General features: G+C 63.3%; 14 protein-coding genes. 8 read left to right on the top strand and 6 right to left on the bottom strand.

Annotated elements, in window-relative coordinates; all coding sequences use genetic code 11:
• Both rpsO and pnp read left to right on the top strand, forming a co-directional pair.
• Complete coding sequence (gene rpsO, locus B5527_RS40395) at window positions 1–270, top strand: 30S ribosomal protein S15 (protein WP_074272228.1); 270 nt, start codon at window positions 1–3, stop codon at window positions 268–270.
• A gap of 270 nt (window positions 271–540) precedes the next feature.
• Window positions 541–2,691 (top strand): polyribonucleotide nucleotidyltransferase, encoded by a 2,151-nt coding sequence (gene pnp, locus B5527_RS40400; RefSeq protein WP_079607875.1) that lies wholly within the window; start codon window positions 541–543, stop codon window positions 2,689–2,691.
• Between the two features lie 286 nt (window positions 2,692–2,977).
• On the opposite strand, the gene B5527_RS40405 is transcribed toward pnp, so the two are convergent.
• Window positions 2,978–3,916, bottom strand: coding sequence for a LysR substrate-binding domain-containing protein (locus B5527_RS40405; RefSeq protein WP_079606470.1), 939 nt, complete (start codon window positions 3,914–3,916; stop codon window positions 2,978–2,980).
• A gap of 240 nt (window positions 3,917–4,156) precedes the next feature.
• Between B5527_RS40405 and katG the strand changes: the two genes are divergently transcribed.
• The 3 genes from katG to B5527_RS40420 all read left to right on the top strand — a co-directional run bounded on the left by katG (window position 4,157) and on the right by B5527_RS40420 (window position 7,595).
• Window positions 4,157–6,322 carry a catalase/peroxidase HPI gene (gene katG / locus B5527_RS40410; RefSeq protein ID WP_079606471.1) on the top strand — a complete coding sequence of 722 codons (2,166 nt, stop codon included), beginning with the start codon at window positions 4,157–4,159 and terminating at the stop codon, window positions 6,320–6,322.
• A 218-nt stretch (window positions 6,323–6,540) separates the two neighbouring features.
• Window positions 6,541–7,002, top strand: coding sequence for a GNAT family N-acetyltransferase (locus B5527_RS40415; protein WP_079606472.1), 462 nt, complete (start codon window positions 6,541–6,543; stop codon window positions 7,000–7,002).
• On the top strand, window positions 6,999–7,595 hold the full coding sequence (locus B5527_RS40420; RefSeq protein WP_079606473.1) for a glutathione S-transferase family protein: 597 nt from the start codon (window positions 6,999–7,001) through the stop codon (window positions 7,593–7,595). Before B5527_RS40415 ends, B5527_RS40420 begins: the two co-directional genes overlap by 4 nt.
• A 169-nt stretch (window positions 7,596–7,764) precedes the next feature.
• On the opposite strand, the gene fabI is transcribed toward B5527_RS40420, so the two are convergent.
• The 3 genes from fabI to fabA form a co-directional block, all read right to left on the bottom strand.
• Window positions 7,765–8,571 (bottom strand): enoyl-ACP reductase FabI, encoded by an 807-nt coding sequence (gene fabI / locus B5527_RS40425; protein ID WP_079606474.1) that lies wholly within the window; start codon window positions 8,569–8,571, stop codon window positions 7,765–7,767.
• Window positions 8,572–8,751: 180 nt separating this feature from the next.
• Window positions 8,752–9,975 (bottom strand): beta-ketoacyl-ACP synthase I, encoded by a 1,224-nt coding sequence (gene fabB / locus B5527_RS40430; protein WP_079606475.1) that lies wholly within the window; start codon window positions 9,973–9,975, stop codon window positions 8,752–8,754.
• 79 nt (window positions 9,976–10,054) lie between these two features.
• Window positions 10,055–10,585, bottom strand: coding sequence for a 3-hydroxyacyl-[acyl-carrier-protein] dehydratase FabA (gene fabA, locus B5527_RS40435; protein WP_079606476.1), 531 nt, complete (start codon window positions 10,583–10,585; stop codon window positions 10,055–10,057).
• Window positions 10,586–10,932: 347 nt separating this feature from the next.
• On the opposite strand from fabA, the gene irrA reads away from it, so the two are divergent.
• The gene (gene irrA / locus B5527_RS40440; RefSeq protein ID WP_079607876.1) at window positions 10,933–11,424 is read left to right on the top strand and encodes an iron response transcriptional regulator IrrA; all 492 of its coding nucleotides are present in this window, start codon (window positions 10,933–10,935) and stop codon (window positions 11,422–11,424) included.
• Between the two features lie 227 nt (window positions 11,425–11,651).
• Here irrA and B5527_RS40445 read toward each other — a convergent pair whose 3' ends face one another.
• Window positions 11,652–12,179 (bottom strand): SH3 domain-containing protein, encoded by a 528-nt coding sequence (locus tag B5527_RS40445; RefSeq protein WP_079606477.1) that lies wholly within the window; start codon window positions 12,177–12,179, stop codon window positions 11,652–11,654.
• A 298-nt stretch (window positions 12,180–12,477) separates the two neighbouring features.
• Here B5527_RS40445 and B5527_RS40450 point away from each other — a divergent pair, with 298 nt between their 5' ends.
• Window positions 12,478–13,479 carry a 2-hydroxyacid dehydrogenase gene (locus tag B5527_RS40450; protein WP_079606478.1) on the top strand — a complete coding sequence of 334 codons (1,002 nt, stop codon included), beginning with the start codon at window positions 12,478–12,480 and terminating at the stop codon, window positions 13,477–13,479.
• 6 nt (window positions 13,480–13,485) lie between these two features.
• Here the strand turns inward: B5527_RS40450 and B5527_RS40455 are convergent, their stop codons facing one another.
• Entirely contained in the window at window positions 13,486–14,286 is an 801-nt protein-coding gene (locus B5527_RS40455) for a HesA/MoeB/ThiF family protein (protein ID WP_079606479.1), read from the bottom strand.
• A 123-nt stretch (window positions 14,287–14,409) separates the two neighbouring features.
• Between B5527_RS40455 and B5527_RS40460 the strand changes: the two genes are divergently transcribed.
• The gene (locus tag B5527_RS40460) at window positions 14,410–15,780 is read left to right on the top strand and encodes a serine protease (protein WP_079606480.1); all 1,371 of its coding nucleotides are present in this window, start codon (window positions 14,410–14,412) and stop codon (window positions 15,778–15,780) included.
• The last annotated feature ends 19 nt before the right edge of the window (window positions 15,781–15,799 follow it).

A 15,799-nucleotide genomic window follows, 5' to 3' on the forward strand; every position in this document is an offset into this window, starting at 1 on the left:
ATGTCGATTACCGCCGAACGTAAAGCGGAAGTCATCAAGACGAATGCCAACAAGGCCGGCGACACCGGCTCGCCCGAGGTTCAGGTCGCGATCCTGTCGGAACGCATCAACAACCTCACCGGGCATTTCAAATCCCACGTGAAGGACAATCATTCGCGTCGCGGGCTTTTGAAAATGGTCGCCACACGCCGTTCTCTCCTTGATTACATCAAGAGGAAGGACGAGGCGCGCTACAAGGCGCTGCTCGAAAAGCATAATATTCGTCGTTGAGTACAACTCGCACGCGCATCTTGCGCGTGTTTTTGCGCGTGGACTTTGAAAACGTCCGCGCGGCGTGTCCAGCCGCAATCCGGCGACTGGGCGTAACGGGCAAGATGCCCGTACCATCGGAAGGATGGACGCCATTCGAAACATAAGGACCATGGCAGGATCGCTGGCCGCTGCATCCGCGACATTCTCGCGATCAGCGTCCGGCAATCTTGCGCATGGTTTTTGTGTTTTAGGCGCCCCAGCTTTCGTGAACCCATGAAAGAAACCGTAATGTTCAATATTCATTCAGTCGAGATCGACTGGGGTGGCCGTCCCCTCAGGCTTGAAACCGGAAAAATCGCCCGTCAGGCCGACGGCGCCGTGCTCGCCACTTACGGCGAGACCGTCGTGCTCGCCACCGTCGTCGCCGCCAAGGCGGCGCGCGAAGGCGTCGACTTCCTGCCGCTGACCGTCGACTACATCGAAAAGACCTACGCCGCGGGCCGCATTCCCGGCGGCTACTTCAAGCGCGAAGGCCGGCCCACCGAGAAGGAGACGCTGGTTTCCCGTTTGATCGATCGTCCGATCCGCCCCTTGTTCGTCGACGGCTGGCGCAACGAGACCCAGGTCATCGTTACCGTGCTGTCGCACGACATGGAGAACGATCCCGACATTCTGGCGCTGGTGGCCGCGTCCGCGGCGCTGACGATTTCCGGCGCGCCCTTCAAGGGGCCTATCGGTGCCGCCCGCGTCGGCTTCATCAACGACGAATATGTGCTCAACCCGACGCTCGACGAAATGGTCGAAACCCAGCTCGACCTGGTCGTTGCCGGCACCGCCGACGCCGTGCTGATGGTGGAATCGGAAGCCAAGGAACTCAATGAAGACATCATGCTCGGTGCCGTGATGTTCGGTCACCGGCATTTCCAGCCGGTGGTCAACGCGATCATCGAACTGGCCGAGAAGGCCGCCAAGGAGCCGCGCGACGTCAAGATCGTCGACGAGAGCGTGCTCGAGAAGGAAATCCTCGGGCTGATCGAAGCCGACCTGCGCGCAGCTTACGCCATTCCAGTCAAGCAGGACCGCTACGCCGCGGTCGGCAAGGCCAAGGAAAAGGTGATGGCGCACTACTTCCCGGAAGGCCAGGAACCGAAATACGACAAGCTGCGTATTGCCGGCGTGTTCAAGGAGCTGGAAGCCAAGATCGTTCGCTGGAACATTCTCGATACCGGCAAGCGCATCGACGGCCGCGATTCGAAGACCGTCCGCAACATCATCGCCGAGGTCGGCGTGTTGCCCCGCGCCCACGGCTCGGCGCTGTTCACCCGCGGCGAAACCCAGGCGATGGTGGTGACCACGCTCGGTACCGGCGAGGACGAGCAGTACATCGACTCCTTGTCGGGCACCTACAAGGAGCAGTTCCTGCTGCACTACAACTTCCCTCCCTACTCGGTCGGTGAAACCGGACGCATGGGCGGCACCAAGCGGCGTGAAATCGGCCACGGCAAACTGGCCTGGCGCGCGATCCACCCGGTGCTGCCGCCGCATCACGAATTCCCCTACACGGTGCGCGTGGTTTCCGAGATCACCGAATCGAACGGATCGTCGTCGATGGCGTCGGTCTGCGGCGCCTCGCTGGCGCTGATGGATGCTGGCGTTCCCTTAAAGCGGCCGACGGCGGGCATCGCCATGGGCCTGATCCTGGAAGGTTCGCGCTTCGCGGTGCTGTCCGACATTCTCGGCGACGAGGATCATCTCGGCGACATGGACTTCAAGGTCGCCGGCACCGATCACGGCATCACCTCGCTGCAGATGGACATCAAGATCGCCGGCATCACCGAGGAGATCATGAAGGTCGCGCTCGGCCAGGCCAAGGAAGGGCGCATCCACATCCTCGGCGAAATGTCGAAGGCCCTGACCGCGGCACGCGCCGAACTCGGCGAATACGCGCCGCGCATCGAGACCTTCAAGATCGCGACCGACAAGATCCGTGAAGTGATCGGCACCGGCGGCAAGGTGATCCGCGAAATCGTCGAGAAGACCGGCGCCAAGGTCAACATCGACGACGACGGCACCGTGAAGGTCGCCTCCGCCGACGGCGAATCGATCAAGGCGGCGATCAAGTGGATCAAGTCGATCGCCTCCGATCCGGAGCTCGGCCAGATCTATGACGGCACCGTGGTCAAGGTGATGGAGTTCGGCGCGTTCGTGAACTTCTTCGGCGCCAAGGACGGCCTCGTCCACATCAGCCAGCTCGCGTCGGCTCGCGTGCAGAAGACCTCCGACGTCGTCAAGGAAGGCGACAAGGTCAAGGTCAAGCTGCTCGGCTTCGACGATCGCGGCAAGACACGTTTGTCGATGAAGGCGGTCGATCAGGTGACCGGCGAGGACCTCGAGGCCAAGCAGAAGACCGAAGCCCCGCGCGAAGCCGCCGGCGAGTGATTCGGCGAGTGGCGAATAGCGAATAGCGAAAGGGCGGCTTTTGAGCCGCCCTTTTTGTTTCGGTGAATCTTGGCAGCGTTCGACTCATGTCGTTCGGCGAGTGACGGTTTGTTCCCTCTCCCGCTTGCGGGGGAGGGTTAAGGGAGGGGGCTCTCTCATCCGCTGTGTCCCCTCAGCATTTGCGTATGCCGCGAGCCCCCCACCCCGCCCTCTCCCGCAAGCGGGAGAGGGCGAAGAAAGCGTCGCCCGGGATCGCGAGGATCATCGCCGTGCTGGCAACAAGCCATCACCCCCGCTTCCTGTTTGCCGTGTTCACCGGCGACACACCCATCATCTCTTTCACCACCTCCCCCAGCGCGGCAAAATCCGCCTTGCGCGGCGAGGTGCGGCGGAACGCAAGCCCGATGCTGCGGCCGGGCTGCGGATTCTCCAGGCGCAGGAATTTCACCCGGTCATCGCGTCGCTCGACGTCGGCGGCGATCTGCGGAATCAGCGTCACGCCATAGCCGTTGGCAACCATCTGGATCACGGTGGTCAGGCTGCTGGCGCCGAACGCCGTGCCACCGGCGCTCGCGGTACGGCCGCGCGCGGCGGTGGCGCAAAACGCCAGCGCCTGGTCGCGCAGGCAGTGTCCGTCTTCGAGCAGGATCAGGCGGCTTTGATCGATATCGCCGGCGGCAATCCGCGTCGTCTCGCGGCGCGGATCGCTGGACGGCACCGCGAGCAGAAACAGGTCCTCGAACAAGGCGATGGTGTCGATGTCGGGCTCGCCGAGCGGCAACGCCAGCATCGCGGCGTCGAGCGCGCCGTTCTTGATCTCCTCGACCAGTTGTCTGGTCTGGGTTTCCCGCAGATCGAGCCGCAATTCCGGAAACCGGGTTTGCAGGGCGGGGAGAATCCGCGGCAGCAGATAGGGCGCCAGCGAGGGAATCACCCCCAGCATCAGCCGCCCCGTCAGCAGGCCGCTGCGATGGCGGGCGAAATCGACCAGATCGCGCGACGCCGACAGCACATCCTCGCCGCGCCGCGCGATCTCGCGCCCGACATCGGTCAGCATCGCGTCGCCCGGCCGCCGCTCCACCACCGCGACGCCGAGCGTGCGCTCGAGATCGCGAATCTGCATCGACAATGCGGGCTGGGTCACGGCGCAGGCCTCGGCCGCGCGGCCGAAATGGCCGTGCTTGGCGAGCGCCGATAGATAACGAAGCTGTCGGAGCGTAATCATCCCGATCAGATAAACTGATCGGGAGCTCAAGACAATTCGACTGGACCTGATGTTAGATTTCTTCCAAACTGCCCTCACCGCGAATTCGGCAAAAGGGACGCCCGGTTTTGCCTCGCAATTCGTCAGCCCCCTGGAAACACAAAGCTTTTTGGAAACGCTGACGTCTCGGACGCGAACCGGATTTCGCTCCCATACCGAACCACCCGAACAAGAAAATTACAGAACACATTGGAGAGAACCATGGACGCAAAGACTGACGACAGCGCGGGCAAGTGCCCGTTCACCGGCGGCACCCGCGGACACAGGAACCGCGACTGGTGGCCAGAGCACCTCGATATCGGCGTGCTCCACACCAACGCGCCCGCCGCCGATCCGATGGGCGAAGCGTTCGACTATGCCAAGGAATTCGAAAGCCTCGACCTCGACGCCGTGGTCAAGGACCTGCACGCCTTGATGAAGGACTCGCAGGCGTGGTGGCCCGCTGACTTCGGGCACTATGGCGGACTGTTCATCCGCATGGCGTGGCATAGCGCCGGTACGTACCGCATCACCGACGGTCGCGGCGGCGCCGGCGCCGGTCAGCAGCGCTTCGCGCCGCTCAACAGCTGGCCGGACAACGCGAACCTCGACAAGGCGCGCCGCCTGCTGTGGCCTATCAAGCAGAAGTATGGCCGCAAGATTTCCTGGGCTGACCTGATGGTTCTCACCGGCAACGTCGCCCTCGAATCGATGGGCTTCAAGACGTTCGGCTTTGCCGGCGGCCGCGCCGATGTGTGGGAGCCTGAAGAGCTCTATTGGGGTCCCGAGGGCACGTGGCTGGGCGACGAACGCTACAGCGGCGAACGCCAGCTGGCCGAACCGCTCGGCGCGGTGCAGATGGGCCTGATCTACGTCAATCCAGAAGGCCCGAACGGCAATCCGGATCCGATCGGTGCAGCGAAGGACATCCGCGAAACGTTCTTCCGCATGGCGATGAACGACGAAGAGACCGTGGCGCTGATCGCCGGCGGTCATACTTTCGGCAAGACCCACGGTGCCGGCGATCCATCGCTGATCGGCGCCGAGCCGGAAGGCGCGGCCATCGAGGATCAGGGCCTCGGCTGGAAGAGCAAGCATGGCACCGGCTTCGGCGCCGACGCCATCACCGGCGGCCCGGAAGTGACATGGTCGCAGACCCCGACGCAATGGAGCAACTACTTCTTCGAGAACCTGTTCAAGTACGAATGGGAGCTGACGAAGAGCCCGGCCGGCGCCAAGCAGTGGAAGGCGAAAGGCGCCGAGGCCACGATCCCCGACGCATATGACAAGTCGAAGAAGCATGTCCCGACCATGCTGACCACGGACCTCGCGCTGCGCTTCGACCCGGCCTACGAGAAGATCTCGCGGCGCTTCTACGAGCATCCGGACCAGTTCGCGGACGCTTTTGCCCGCGCCTGGTTCAAGCTCACGCACCGCGACATGGGGCCGATCGTGCGGTATCGCGGCAAGCTCGTGCCGAAGGAAACGCTCATCTGGCAGGACCCGATCCCCGCGGTGGATCATCCGCTGATCGGGGAGCAGGACATCGCGGCATTGAAGGCGAAAATCCTCGCATCCGGCCTGACTGTTTCACAGCTGGTCTCGACCGCCTGGGCATCGGCCTCGACGTTCCGCGGCTCCGACAAACGCGGCGGCGCCAACGGTGCACGCATCCGCCTGAGCCCGCAGAAGGATTGGCACGTGAACAATCCGCCCGAGCTGGCGAAGGTCCTCTCGAGCCTCGAAGCGATCCGGAAGGAGTCTGGCAAGAAAGTGTCCCTCGCCGATCTGATCGTTCTCGGCGGCAGCGCCGCCATCGAGAAGGCGGCGAAGGACGCCGGTCTGACCGTGACGGTCCCGTTCACGCCTGGCCGCATGGACGCGTCGCAGGAGCAGACCGACGCCGCCTCCTTCGCACCGCTCGAACCACGCGCTGACGGCTTCCGCAACTATATCAGCGGCAAGCGGCAGTTCATGATGCCGGAGGAAGCCCTGGTGGATCGGGCGCAACTGATGACGCTGACGGCTCCAGAAATGACGGTGCTCGTCGGCGGCCTGCGCGTGCTCGGCGCCAATGCCGGCAATTTGAAGCACGGCGTCTTCACCAAGAAGCCGCAGACGCTGACCAACGACTTCTTCGTCAACCTCCTCGACATGAGCACGGAGTGGCAGCCGGTCGGCTCCGACGGCGAGTACGAGGGCCGCGACCGCAAGACAAAGGCGGTGAAGTGGACCGGCACACGCGTCGACCTGATCTTCGGGGCGCATTCCCAGCTCCGCGCCATCGCGGAAGTCTATGGAAGCGCGGACGCCAAGGAGAAGTTTGCGAAAGACTTCGTCAAGGCGTGGACCAAGGTGATGAACGCTGATCGCTTCGATCTTGCCTGATCGCTGCTTTCCGCACTAAATTGCACTTGGAGAAGCCCCTGCGATATTATCGCGGGGGCTTTTTCTTTCACCCGTCATTCCGGACGGTCCGCGACGCGGACCGATCCGGGATCTCGAGGCGAGGCGCGAGATTGTCTCCGGGGGATTCCGGGCTCGCGCGTTGCACGCGCGCCCCGGAATGACGAATATAGGGTGACACCCTTCCGAGAACTCCGCCAATGCCGCCAACAATCCGCCCTGCCCGCCCGGACGAATATGACGAGATTGCCCGGGTCTGGATGAACAGCTTCTGCTCGACCGGGCTGGAAGCGCCCAGCAATTTCCTGCTGGCAAAGTTGCGCGCGCGGGTGCCTCTGGAGGTCGAGAAGGGCTGGAGCCTGTTCGTCGCCGACGATGACGGCGTGCTGGCGGCAATGCTGGCGCTGCACCTGCCGCGCCGCTATCTCGATCAGTTATTCGTCGCGCCGGAATATCAGGGCCGGAGCCTTGGAAGAACGCTGCTCGCCTTCACGCGAGAACATCTGCCCGACGAAATCGAGCTGCGCTGCATCCGCGAAAATGAAAAGGCATGGCGCTGGTATGAGCGCGAGGGATTCCTTTTCGAAAAGGAAGCGGTCGAGCCGATGACCGGATTTGTCATGAAGTATTATCGGTGGAAGAAGGAAGGGACCTCCCAATGATGAAACTCTACTGGTCGCCCCGTTCGCGCTCATTCTCCTCGCTGTGGCTAATGGAAGAGACCAGGCAGCCCTATGAGCGGGTGCTGACCGATATTTCCACCGGCGCGCAAAAGACGCCCGAATATCTTGCGATCAATCCGATGGGCAAGGTGCCGGCGCTGAAAGACGGCGAGGCGACGCTGGCCGAAGCCGCCGCGATCTGCGCCTATGTCGCCGAACGCTATCCCGAGGCGAAACTTGCGCCGCCGCTGGGCGATCCCCTCCGCGCCAAATATCTCTACTGGCTGTTTTTCGGACCCGGCTGCGTCGAGCCTGCCATGGTGCAGCTTGCCACCAAGATCGAGATGAATTCGATAGCCGCAGGCTGGGGCGACGCGCAGCGGGTGTTCGATGTGCTCGACGCCGCGCTGAAGCGCGGGCCCTGGCTGCTCGGCGAATCATTTTCGGCCGCCGATATCGCGATCGGGTCAGGGTTGAATTTCGCGGTGCGGCTGTTCAAGATGGTGCCGTCGCGGCCGTCGTTCGACGCCTATATCGATCGCTGCGCGGCGCGGCCGGCCTTCCAGCGGGCGAGCGTGATCGCGGCGGGATAGCGAAGGTAATCGTGTCCCGGACGCGGTGCAGCGTCTTTCACGCTGCTCCGCAGAGCCGGGACCTAGACGCGTGGAGCACTCAATGGGCCCCGGATCAGCAGCGCACCGCGCCGCAAGTGCAGCGCGCTGCGCAGCATCCGGGGCACGCCGAAGCGTGAGGCGAATGCCGCTACTCCGCGCCGCCCTTCAAATCTTCCGGCCGCGGCATCGAGATGATGTTGTAGCCGGAATCGACGTAGTGAATTTCGCCGGTGACGCCGCCCGACAGATCGGACAGCAAATACAAGGCCGAGCCGCCGAGTTCATCCAGCGTCACGCCACGGCCGAGCGGCGAGTGCTTCTGCTGGAAAGCAAACATCGCGCGTGCCTCGCCAATGCCCGAGCCGGCAAGCGTACGCACCGGACCGGCCGAAATCGTGTTCACCCGGATGCCGCGCGAACCGAAATCGGCGGCGAGATAGCGCACGGAGGCTTCCAGCGCGGCCTTGGCGACGCCCATCACGTTATAATTCGGCATCACGCGGGTCGAACCACCAAAGGTCAGCGTGATCATCGCCCCACCGGATGCGGGCATCAGCTCGGCCGCGCGTCTGGCAAGTTCGGTGAACGAAAAACACGAGATCAGCATCGTGCGCGAAAAATTTTCGCGCGAGGTATCTGCATAGCGCCCCTTCAACTCGTTCTTGTCGGAGAACGCGATGGCGTGAACCAGAAAATCCAGCTGTCCCCATTTGTCGCGCAACGCCTCGAACACCGCGTCGACACTGCCGATGTCCTCGACATCGCAAGGCAGGACCAGCGGTACCCCCAGCGATTCGGCCAGCGGCCTGACGCGCTTGCCCAGCGCCTCGCCCTGATAGGTGAAGGCGAGCTCGGCGCCCTGCGCCGCGAGCGTCTTGGCAATGCCCCAGGCAATCGAGTGATCATTGGCGACGCCCATGATCAGCCCGCGCTTGCCCTTCATCAGGTCGTTCATCGTCCCAGCGCTTTCTCTTTCGTCGTGCCCGGGTTTGTCCCGGGCATCCACGTCTTCCGAGCCGCGTGTGAATCAAGACGTGGATAGCCGGGAGCGCAGACAAGTGTACGTAGTCTGCGTCAGGCAGACCACTGTGCCCGGCCATGACGTCGACTTGGGTTATTTAGCCAGTCCAAAATCTCACGCATCCATCCGCCTGAACACCAGCGTGGCGTTGGTGCCGCCGAAGCCGAAGGAATTCGAGAGCACGGTTCCCAAACTTGCGTTGTCGATGCGCTTGCGCACGATCGGCATGTCGGCGAAGACCGGATCGAGCTCGGTGATATTGGCGCTTTCGCAGATGAAACCGTTGTTCATCATCAACAGCGAATAGATCGCTTCCTGCACGCCGGTGGCGCCGAGCGAATGTCCGGTGAGCGCCTTGGTGGCGGAAATCGGCGGACACTTGTCGCCGGTCCCGAACACTTTGCGGATCGCCTCGATTTCCGGCGGATCGCCCGCCGGTGTCGAGGTGGCGTGCGGATTGATGTAATCGATCCTGGTATCCACGGTTGCCATCGCCATGCGCATGCAGCGCTCCGCGCCCTCGCCCGAGGGCGCTACCATGTCGTAGCCGTCGGAGGTAGCGCCGTAGCCGACGATTTCGCCGTAGATGCGGGCGCCGCGCGCCTTGGCGTGTTCGAGTTCCTCGAGCACCACCACGCCGGCGCCGCCGGCAATGACAAAGCCGTCGCGGCTGATGTCGTAGGGGCGGGAAGCGGTCGCGGGCGTATCGTTGTATTTCGACGACATCGCGCCCATCGCGTCGAACAGCACCGACAGCGACCAGTCGAGTTCTTCGCAGCCGCCCGCGAAAATAATATCCTGCTTGCCGATCTGAATGGTCTCGTAGGCGTTGCCGATGCAATGGTTCGACGTGGCGCAGGCCGACGAGATCGAATAGTTCACGCCCTTGATCTTGAACCAGGTCGCCAGTGTCGCCGACGCGGTCGAGGACATCGCCTTCGGCACCGCGAACGGTCCGACCCGCTTCGGTCCCTTGGTGCGGGTAATATCGGCGGCTTCCACGATGGTGCGGGCCGACGGGCCGCCGGAGCCCATGATGATGCCGGTGCGAACGTTGGAAACTTCAGTGGACTCAAGACCGGAGTCCTGGATCGCCTGCTCCATCGCTACGTGATTCCACGCAGCACCTTCGCCGAGAAACCGCATCGCGCGCCGATCGATGACGCCGGCCGGATCAAGCGTCGGCGCGCCCTGCACCTGGGAGCGGAAACCGAGTTCGGCATACTTGTCCGCGCGGGTGATCCCGGACTTCGCCTCGTGGAGACTCGCAAGTACTTCCTGGGTGTTGTTTCCGATGGACGAGACGATGCCCATCCCCGTGATGACAACCCGCCTCATGATCGCCTCGCCCTGTCGTTGCGTTTTGTGTGATGGCCGTCCTCAGGCGAACATCGCCTTGCCGGCCGGAGCAGGTAATTTACGTTCCCGGCTGCAATGCGGCACCCTGCTTTAAGAGCCCCACCCTCAGATCCTTGGCGCGATAGATAATCTCGTCATCGGCCGAAAGCCAGCCGTCGGCGATGCCCAGCCAGAGCTTTAGGCGCATCACGCGCTTGATGTCGACGTTGTACACAATCTTGCGGACGTTCGGCATCACCTGACCGGCAAGCTTCAATTCGCCAAGGCCCAGCGCCCGACCGCGTCCTTCGCCGCCGCTCCAGCCGAGAAAGAAGCCGACCATCTGCCAGAGCGCGTCGAGGCCGAGGCAACCGGGCATCACCGGATCGCCCTTGAAATGACAGCCGAAGAACCAGAGATCCGGCTTCACATCGAGTTCGGCGCGCACAAAGCCCTTGCCATATTCGCCGCCGGTCTGGGAAATTTCGCTGATGCGGTCGAACATTAACATCGGCGGCAGCGGCAACTGCGCGTTGCCCGGACCAAACAGCTCGCCCCGACCGCATGCCAGCAGATCCTCGTATTCGTAACCGGCCCGCCGATCCAGCATTGTGTCCCGCCTCTCTCAAAGTCCCGTGCAGCGTTTCTTGCGAAATGGACCGGTTTCGCGTGGGAAGCACGCCATTTGTCTTAAAAATTGGTGCTGATACGGCAAATCAGGATGCGATGCAGAGTCCGCCGCTCACCCTTGCCGAAATCGCATAGCCAAGTCCGCGCGCTCTCTATCATAGGCCCCGCAGGCGGCAAAGCACCGTGACCGGGCAAATCGCCGCGTCCGGTCGGGTTCTCTGTAACCACGGCTCCGTTCTAGTTGCGAAAAACTTGCATCTGACAGATTTCTTTCTTATATTCCACAATGATAGTGCTGAGATGGTGAGTGCGGTGGCTGAAGTGGGAATGAGCGACAACGGTTCGGTTTTGAATGATGACACCGTCAATCCGGCGGCCCGCCATGCGGGACGCGAGCCGGCGCTGACCGGCTGTCCCTGGCACGATGTCAACGAGATGCTGCAGGCTGCAGGCCTGCGTCCGACCCGTCAGCGCATGGCGTTGGGCTGGCTGTTGTTCGGCAAGGGCGCGCGCCACCTCACCGCGGAAATGCTTTACGAGGAAGCCACACTGGCCAAGGTCCCGGTGTCACTCGCCACCGTTTACAACACGCTCAACCAGCTGACCGATGCCGGCTTGCTGCGCCAGGTCAGCGTCGACGGCACCAAGACGTATTTCGACACCAACGTGTCGACGCATCACCACTTCTATCTCGAAAACAACCACGAACTGGTCGATATCCCGGATCCGCATCTGGTGCTGCAGGAGATGCCGGAAGTGCCCGAAGGCTACGAGATCGCCCGGGTCGACATGGTCGTGCGGCTGCGCAAGAAGCGCTGAGGCGCGTCGTCCCGGCGAACGCCCGGGGGCCATCCCGACTAGCATTGATGACTTGAAGAAGGCGTTGATTTGAGCGCGGATACTCGCGCGCGAACGTCCTCATCTTCTGTCATTCCGGGATGCGCGAAGCGCAGACCCGGAATCTGGAGATTCCGGCTCCGCTCGTTGCCGAGCGCCCCGGAACGAGCACGCAGGCAAATTTCCAGCCGCTGCTCGAGAGAGGGAAGTCAGTCCACCTTCTCGTCGGCGTAGACGCCCCACAGCCGCTGCTGTTCGATCCAGCCATCGAAGCCGTTGCCGGCGACGTGGCACCAGCCTGCCGCGCACTTCTTGACCTGGGCCACGACGCCGGCCTGCAGGCGGGCCGCCACCGCGCTGGTCTCATCGGCGCGATCATAGAGCGGCGCGAGTTCGTCCTTGGTCTTCATGGTCACGACAGCGGTGCGGCGGCCCGACAGCAGCGAGTGATAGACCCAGCCCTCGGCGCCCTCGGAATCGCGTACCCGGCGCCAGTTCTCGAATTCGGCGGTGATCTCAACCGGCAGACCCGAGCGGGTGTAAACCCAGGCGACGTCATTGTCCTTGGTCGGACCGGCCCTGACGTTCACGTGATCGGATTTGAGGCTGACATAGCGCGGCACCGGCAACCCGCTGCTGGTGACCGCCATATCCTTTGCCGAAAATCCCGAGCTTATCGACGCGCCCAGCAGACCGCCTGCGAGCACCATCACAGAACAAAAACGCCGCAACGCCATTCAACTCGTCTCCTGCCGAGATACCAACTCAATTCTTCGAGTTGACCACCAACCAACACGTCCCCCGTACCCCGTCCCGATTGCCCCTCGGCGCGTGACCGGAGGTCTTGCGGGTTCTTGTCTTGGCCCGGCCTTCTGCTAGAGAGGACGGAACGCCAAAAAACAAGACGAGCCCGAACGTCCCCTGACGAGATCCAGGGGCAAGATCGGGAACCCACGGAAACGCCGGGACCGCACGGTGAAAGCAGTGTCGAACAACCGGGTTAATGAGGTCTGAACGACCTCATGAGGGAAGGCCATGTCGGTGAAGAAAAAGCCCCTCGTTGTCGTCACGCGCAAGTTGCCGGACTCGATCGAGACCCGCATGCGCGAACTGTTCGACGCCCGACTCAATCTCGACGACACCCCGCTGACAACGGAACAAATCGCGGAGGCGGTCCGCTCTGCCGACGTCCTGGTGCCCACCGTCACCGACGTGATCACCGAAGAGCTTCTCAAGCAGCCCGACTGCAGGTTGAAACTGATCGCCAATTTCGGCAATGGCGTCGACAATATCGACGTCATCGCGGCGCATGCGCGCGGCATCATCGTGACCAACACGCCGAAGGTTTTGACCGAAGACACCGCCGACATGACTATGGCGCTGATCCTGGCGGTGCCGCGCCGGCTGATCGAGGGCGCCTCCATCCTCACCGAGGGCAAGCACTGGCCGGGCTGGTCGCCGACCTGGATGCTCGGCCACCGCATCGGCGGCAAAAGGCTCGGCATCATCGGCATGGGCCGGATCGGCCAGGCCGTGGCGCGCCGGGCGCGGGCCTTCGGCCTGCAGATTCACTACCACAACCGCCGTCCCGTCGCGCCGCGCATCGCCGACGAACTGGGCGCGACCTATTGGGAAAGCCTCGACCAGATGCTGGCGCGGATGGACATCATCTCGGTGAATTGTCCGCACACGCCGGCCACTTTTCATTTGCTGTCGGCGCGGCGGCTGAAGCTGATCCGGAAAGACACCTATATCGTCAACACCGCGCGCGGCGAAGTGATCGACGAGGAAACCCTGACCAAGCTGATCGAAACCGGGGAGATCGCCGGCGCCGGCCTCGACGTCTTCGAACACGAGCCCGCAGTCAATCCGAAACTGGTGCGGCTGGCGAGGGCCGGCAAGGTGACGCTGCTGCCGCATATGGGTTCGGCCACCATCGAAGGCCGCGTCGAGATGGGCGAGAAGGTGATCATCAACATCCGCGCCTTCCTCGACAACCACAAGCCGCCGGACCGCGTGCTGCCCAGCATGCTGTAGGGACGCTCAGCGATGGGCGCTCAAATCGGTGATGACAAGCGCATCGCCGTTCAACGGGTTTAACGGATCGCGCTTGTAACGCAGGGTCTCGAACCGCATCGCGCGAGCGTCGACCATCAATAGCCGCCCGACCAGGCCCTCGCCGAAGCCGACGATTTCGCGAATCGCCTCCAGCGCCATCATCGATCCCAATACGCCGGCGAGCGCGCCCATCACGCCGGCCTCGGCGCAGGCCGGCACCGTGCCCGGCGGAGGCGGTTCGGGAAACAGGCAGCGGTAGGTCGGATTGAACTCGCCCTCGGCGTTTCGCTCATGCGCGCGGATCGTGGTCAGCGATCCGTCGAACATGCCGAGCGCCGCCGTGATCAGCGGCTTGCCGGCGAGAAAACAGGCATCCGAAACCAGATAACGGGTTTCGAAATTGTCGGATCCGTCGAGCACCAGATCGTAGCTGCCGATCAGCTCCATCGCATTATCGGCATCGAGCCGCGTGGCGTGCGCGGCAAACTGGACATGGGGGTTGAGCGCATAAATCCGATCCGCCGCGGTATCGACCTTGCGACGGCCGACGTCCGGCGTGGCATGGATGATCTGTCGCTGCAGATTGGACAGCGACACCATGTCGTCATCGACCACGCCGAGCGCACCGACGCCGGCCGCGGCCAGATACATCAGCGCCGGCGCGCCCAGGCCGCCCGCGCCGATCACCAGCACGGCGGCTTCCTTCAACGCGGCCTGGCCGGGGCCACCGACCTCGCGCAGCACGATGTGGCGGGCGTAGCGTTCGAGTTCCTCGGCGCTCAGCATGGTCAAATCATATCCTGAGGTTGCGATGCGGGTCCGGCCGTCATTTGCTGAACCCTCCGCCTGTTGGTGCCGACCAACCAGATGTGCTTAATTGCCTCTAGGTCAATGGACCCGAGACTTGTCATGAGATCGATGCTGACGGCAACATTGATATTCGTCGCCGCGGGGGCCTCCGCCCAGGCACAGATGTCCGGAACGGCTACCGTCACCGGCGTCAAGCCGAAGCCGGTCGCGACCGTTCCGATCCGCCCGGCTTTGCAGACCCCCGCCGATACCGCCAATGCGATGGCGCAGGCCGAGCGCCTGGCGATCCAGTCGGACCTGGCCTGGGTCGGCCAGTACAACGGCGCCATCACCGGCGACGTCAGCGAGCGCATGGTCGCCGCCATCAAGGAATTCCAGAAAGCGAGGGGCGGCAAGCAGACCGGCGTCCTCAATCCGCAGGAGCGCGGCGTGCTCGCCGAAACCGCGAAACGGCGGCAGGACAATGTCGGGTGGAAAATCGTCACCGATGCCGGCACGGGCGTGCGGCTCGGCATCCCCACCAAGCTGGTGCCGCAGCAATCCAGCGACGCCAACGGCGCCAAATGGAGTTCGTCCACCGGCACCATCCAGATTCAGCTTTCGCGGCGCAAGGAAGCCAACCCGACCACGGCAAAACTCGCCGAGCGGGAAAAGAAGGAACCCGCCGGGCGCCAGATCGATTACACCGTGGTCAAGCCTGATTTCTTTGTGCTGTCGGGCTTACAGGGCCTGAAGAAATTTTACCTGCGTGGAACGTTTCGGGGCGACGAGGTCCGCATCCTGACCATCCTCTACGATCAGGCTACCGAAAATACCGTCGAGCCGGTGGTGATCGCGATGTCGAGCGCGTTCAATCCGTTTCCGGGGGGCGCGCAGGCCGCGGGCCCGCCACCGCGCAAGACCGTCGAATACAGCACCGGGATTGTCGTCAGCGATGACGGCGCGATTGTTGCCGACCGCGAGACCACCGACGGCTGCCTGGCGATAGCGATTGCGGGCTACGGCAATGCCGACCGCGTCGCCGAGGACAAGGATCATGATCTGGCGCTGCTGCGCATTTACGGCGCGCGCGGATTGAAGCCACTCGGCCTCGGCAACGGCGCGGCGAAATCCGGCGTCGAACTGACCGGCATCGCCGACCCGCAAAACCAGGGCGGCGGCGGCGCCGTCAGCAGCGTCAAGGCAACGATGACGCAGGTCGGCGGCAGCGGCGATCTCGCGCTGTCACCGGCGCCGGCGCTGGGCTTTTCGGGTGCTGCGGCGCTTGACGCCGACGGCAAATTCGCCGGCGTGGCGCTGTTGAAGCCGGTGGTCGTTGCCGGCCCGACGAACGCCACGCCCGCGGCGCAAGCCGCGCTGGTGCCGGCCGATACGGTGCGCGAGTTTTTAAAAGCGAACAGCGTCAATGCGACGAGCGGATCGTCGGACGCCAAGGCGTCGGTGGTGCGCGTGATCTGCGTGAGGAAGTGACGGCCGTCCTACGCTCACA

It is taken from the genome of Bradyrhizobium erythrophlei (assembly GCF_900129425.1).
GTDB classification, from domain to species: Bacteria; Pseudomonadota; Alphaproteobacteria; order Rhizobiales; family Xanthobacteraceae; genus Bradyrhizobium; species Bradyrhizobium erythrophlei_C.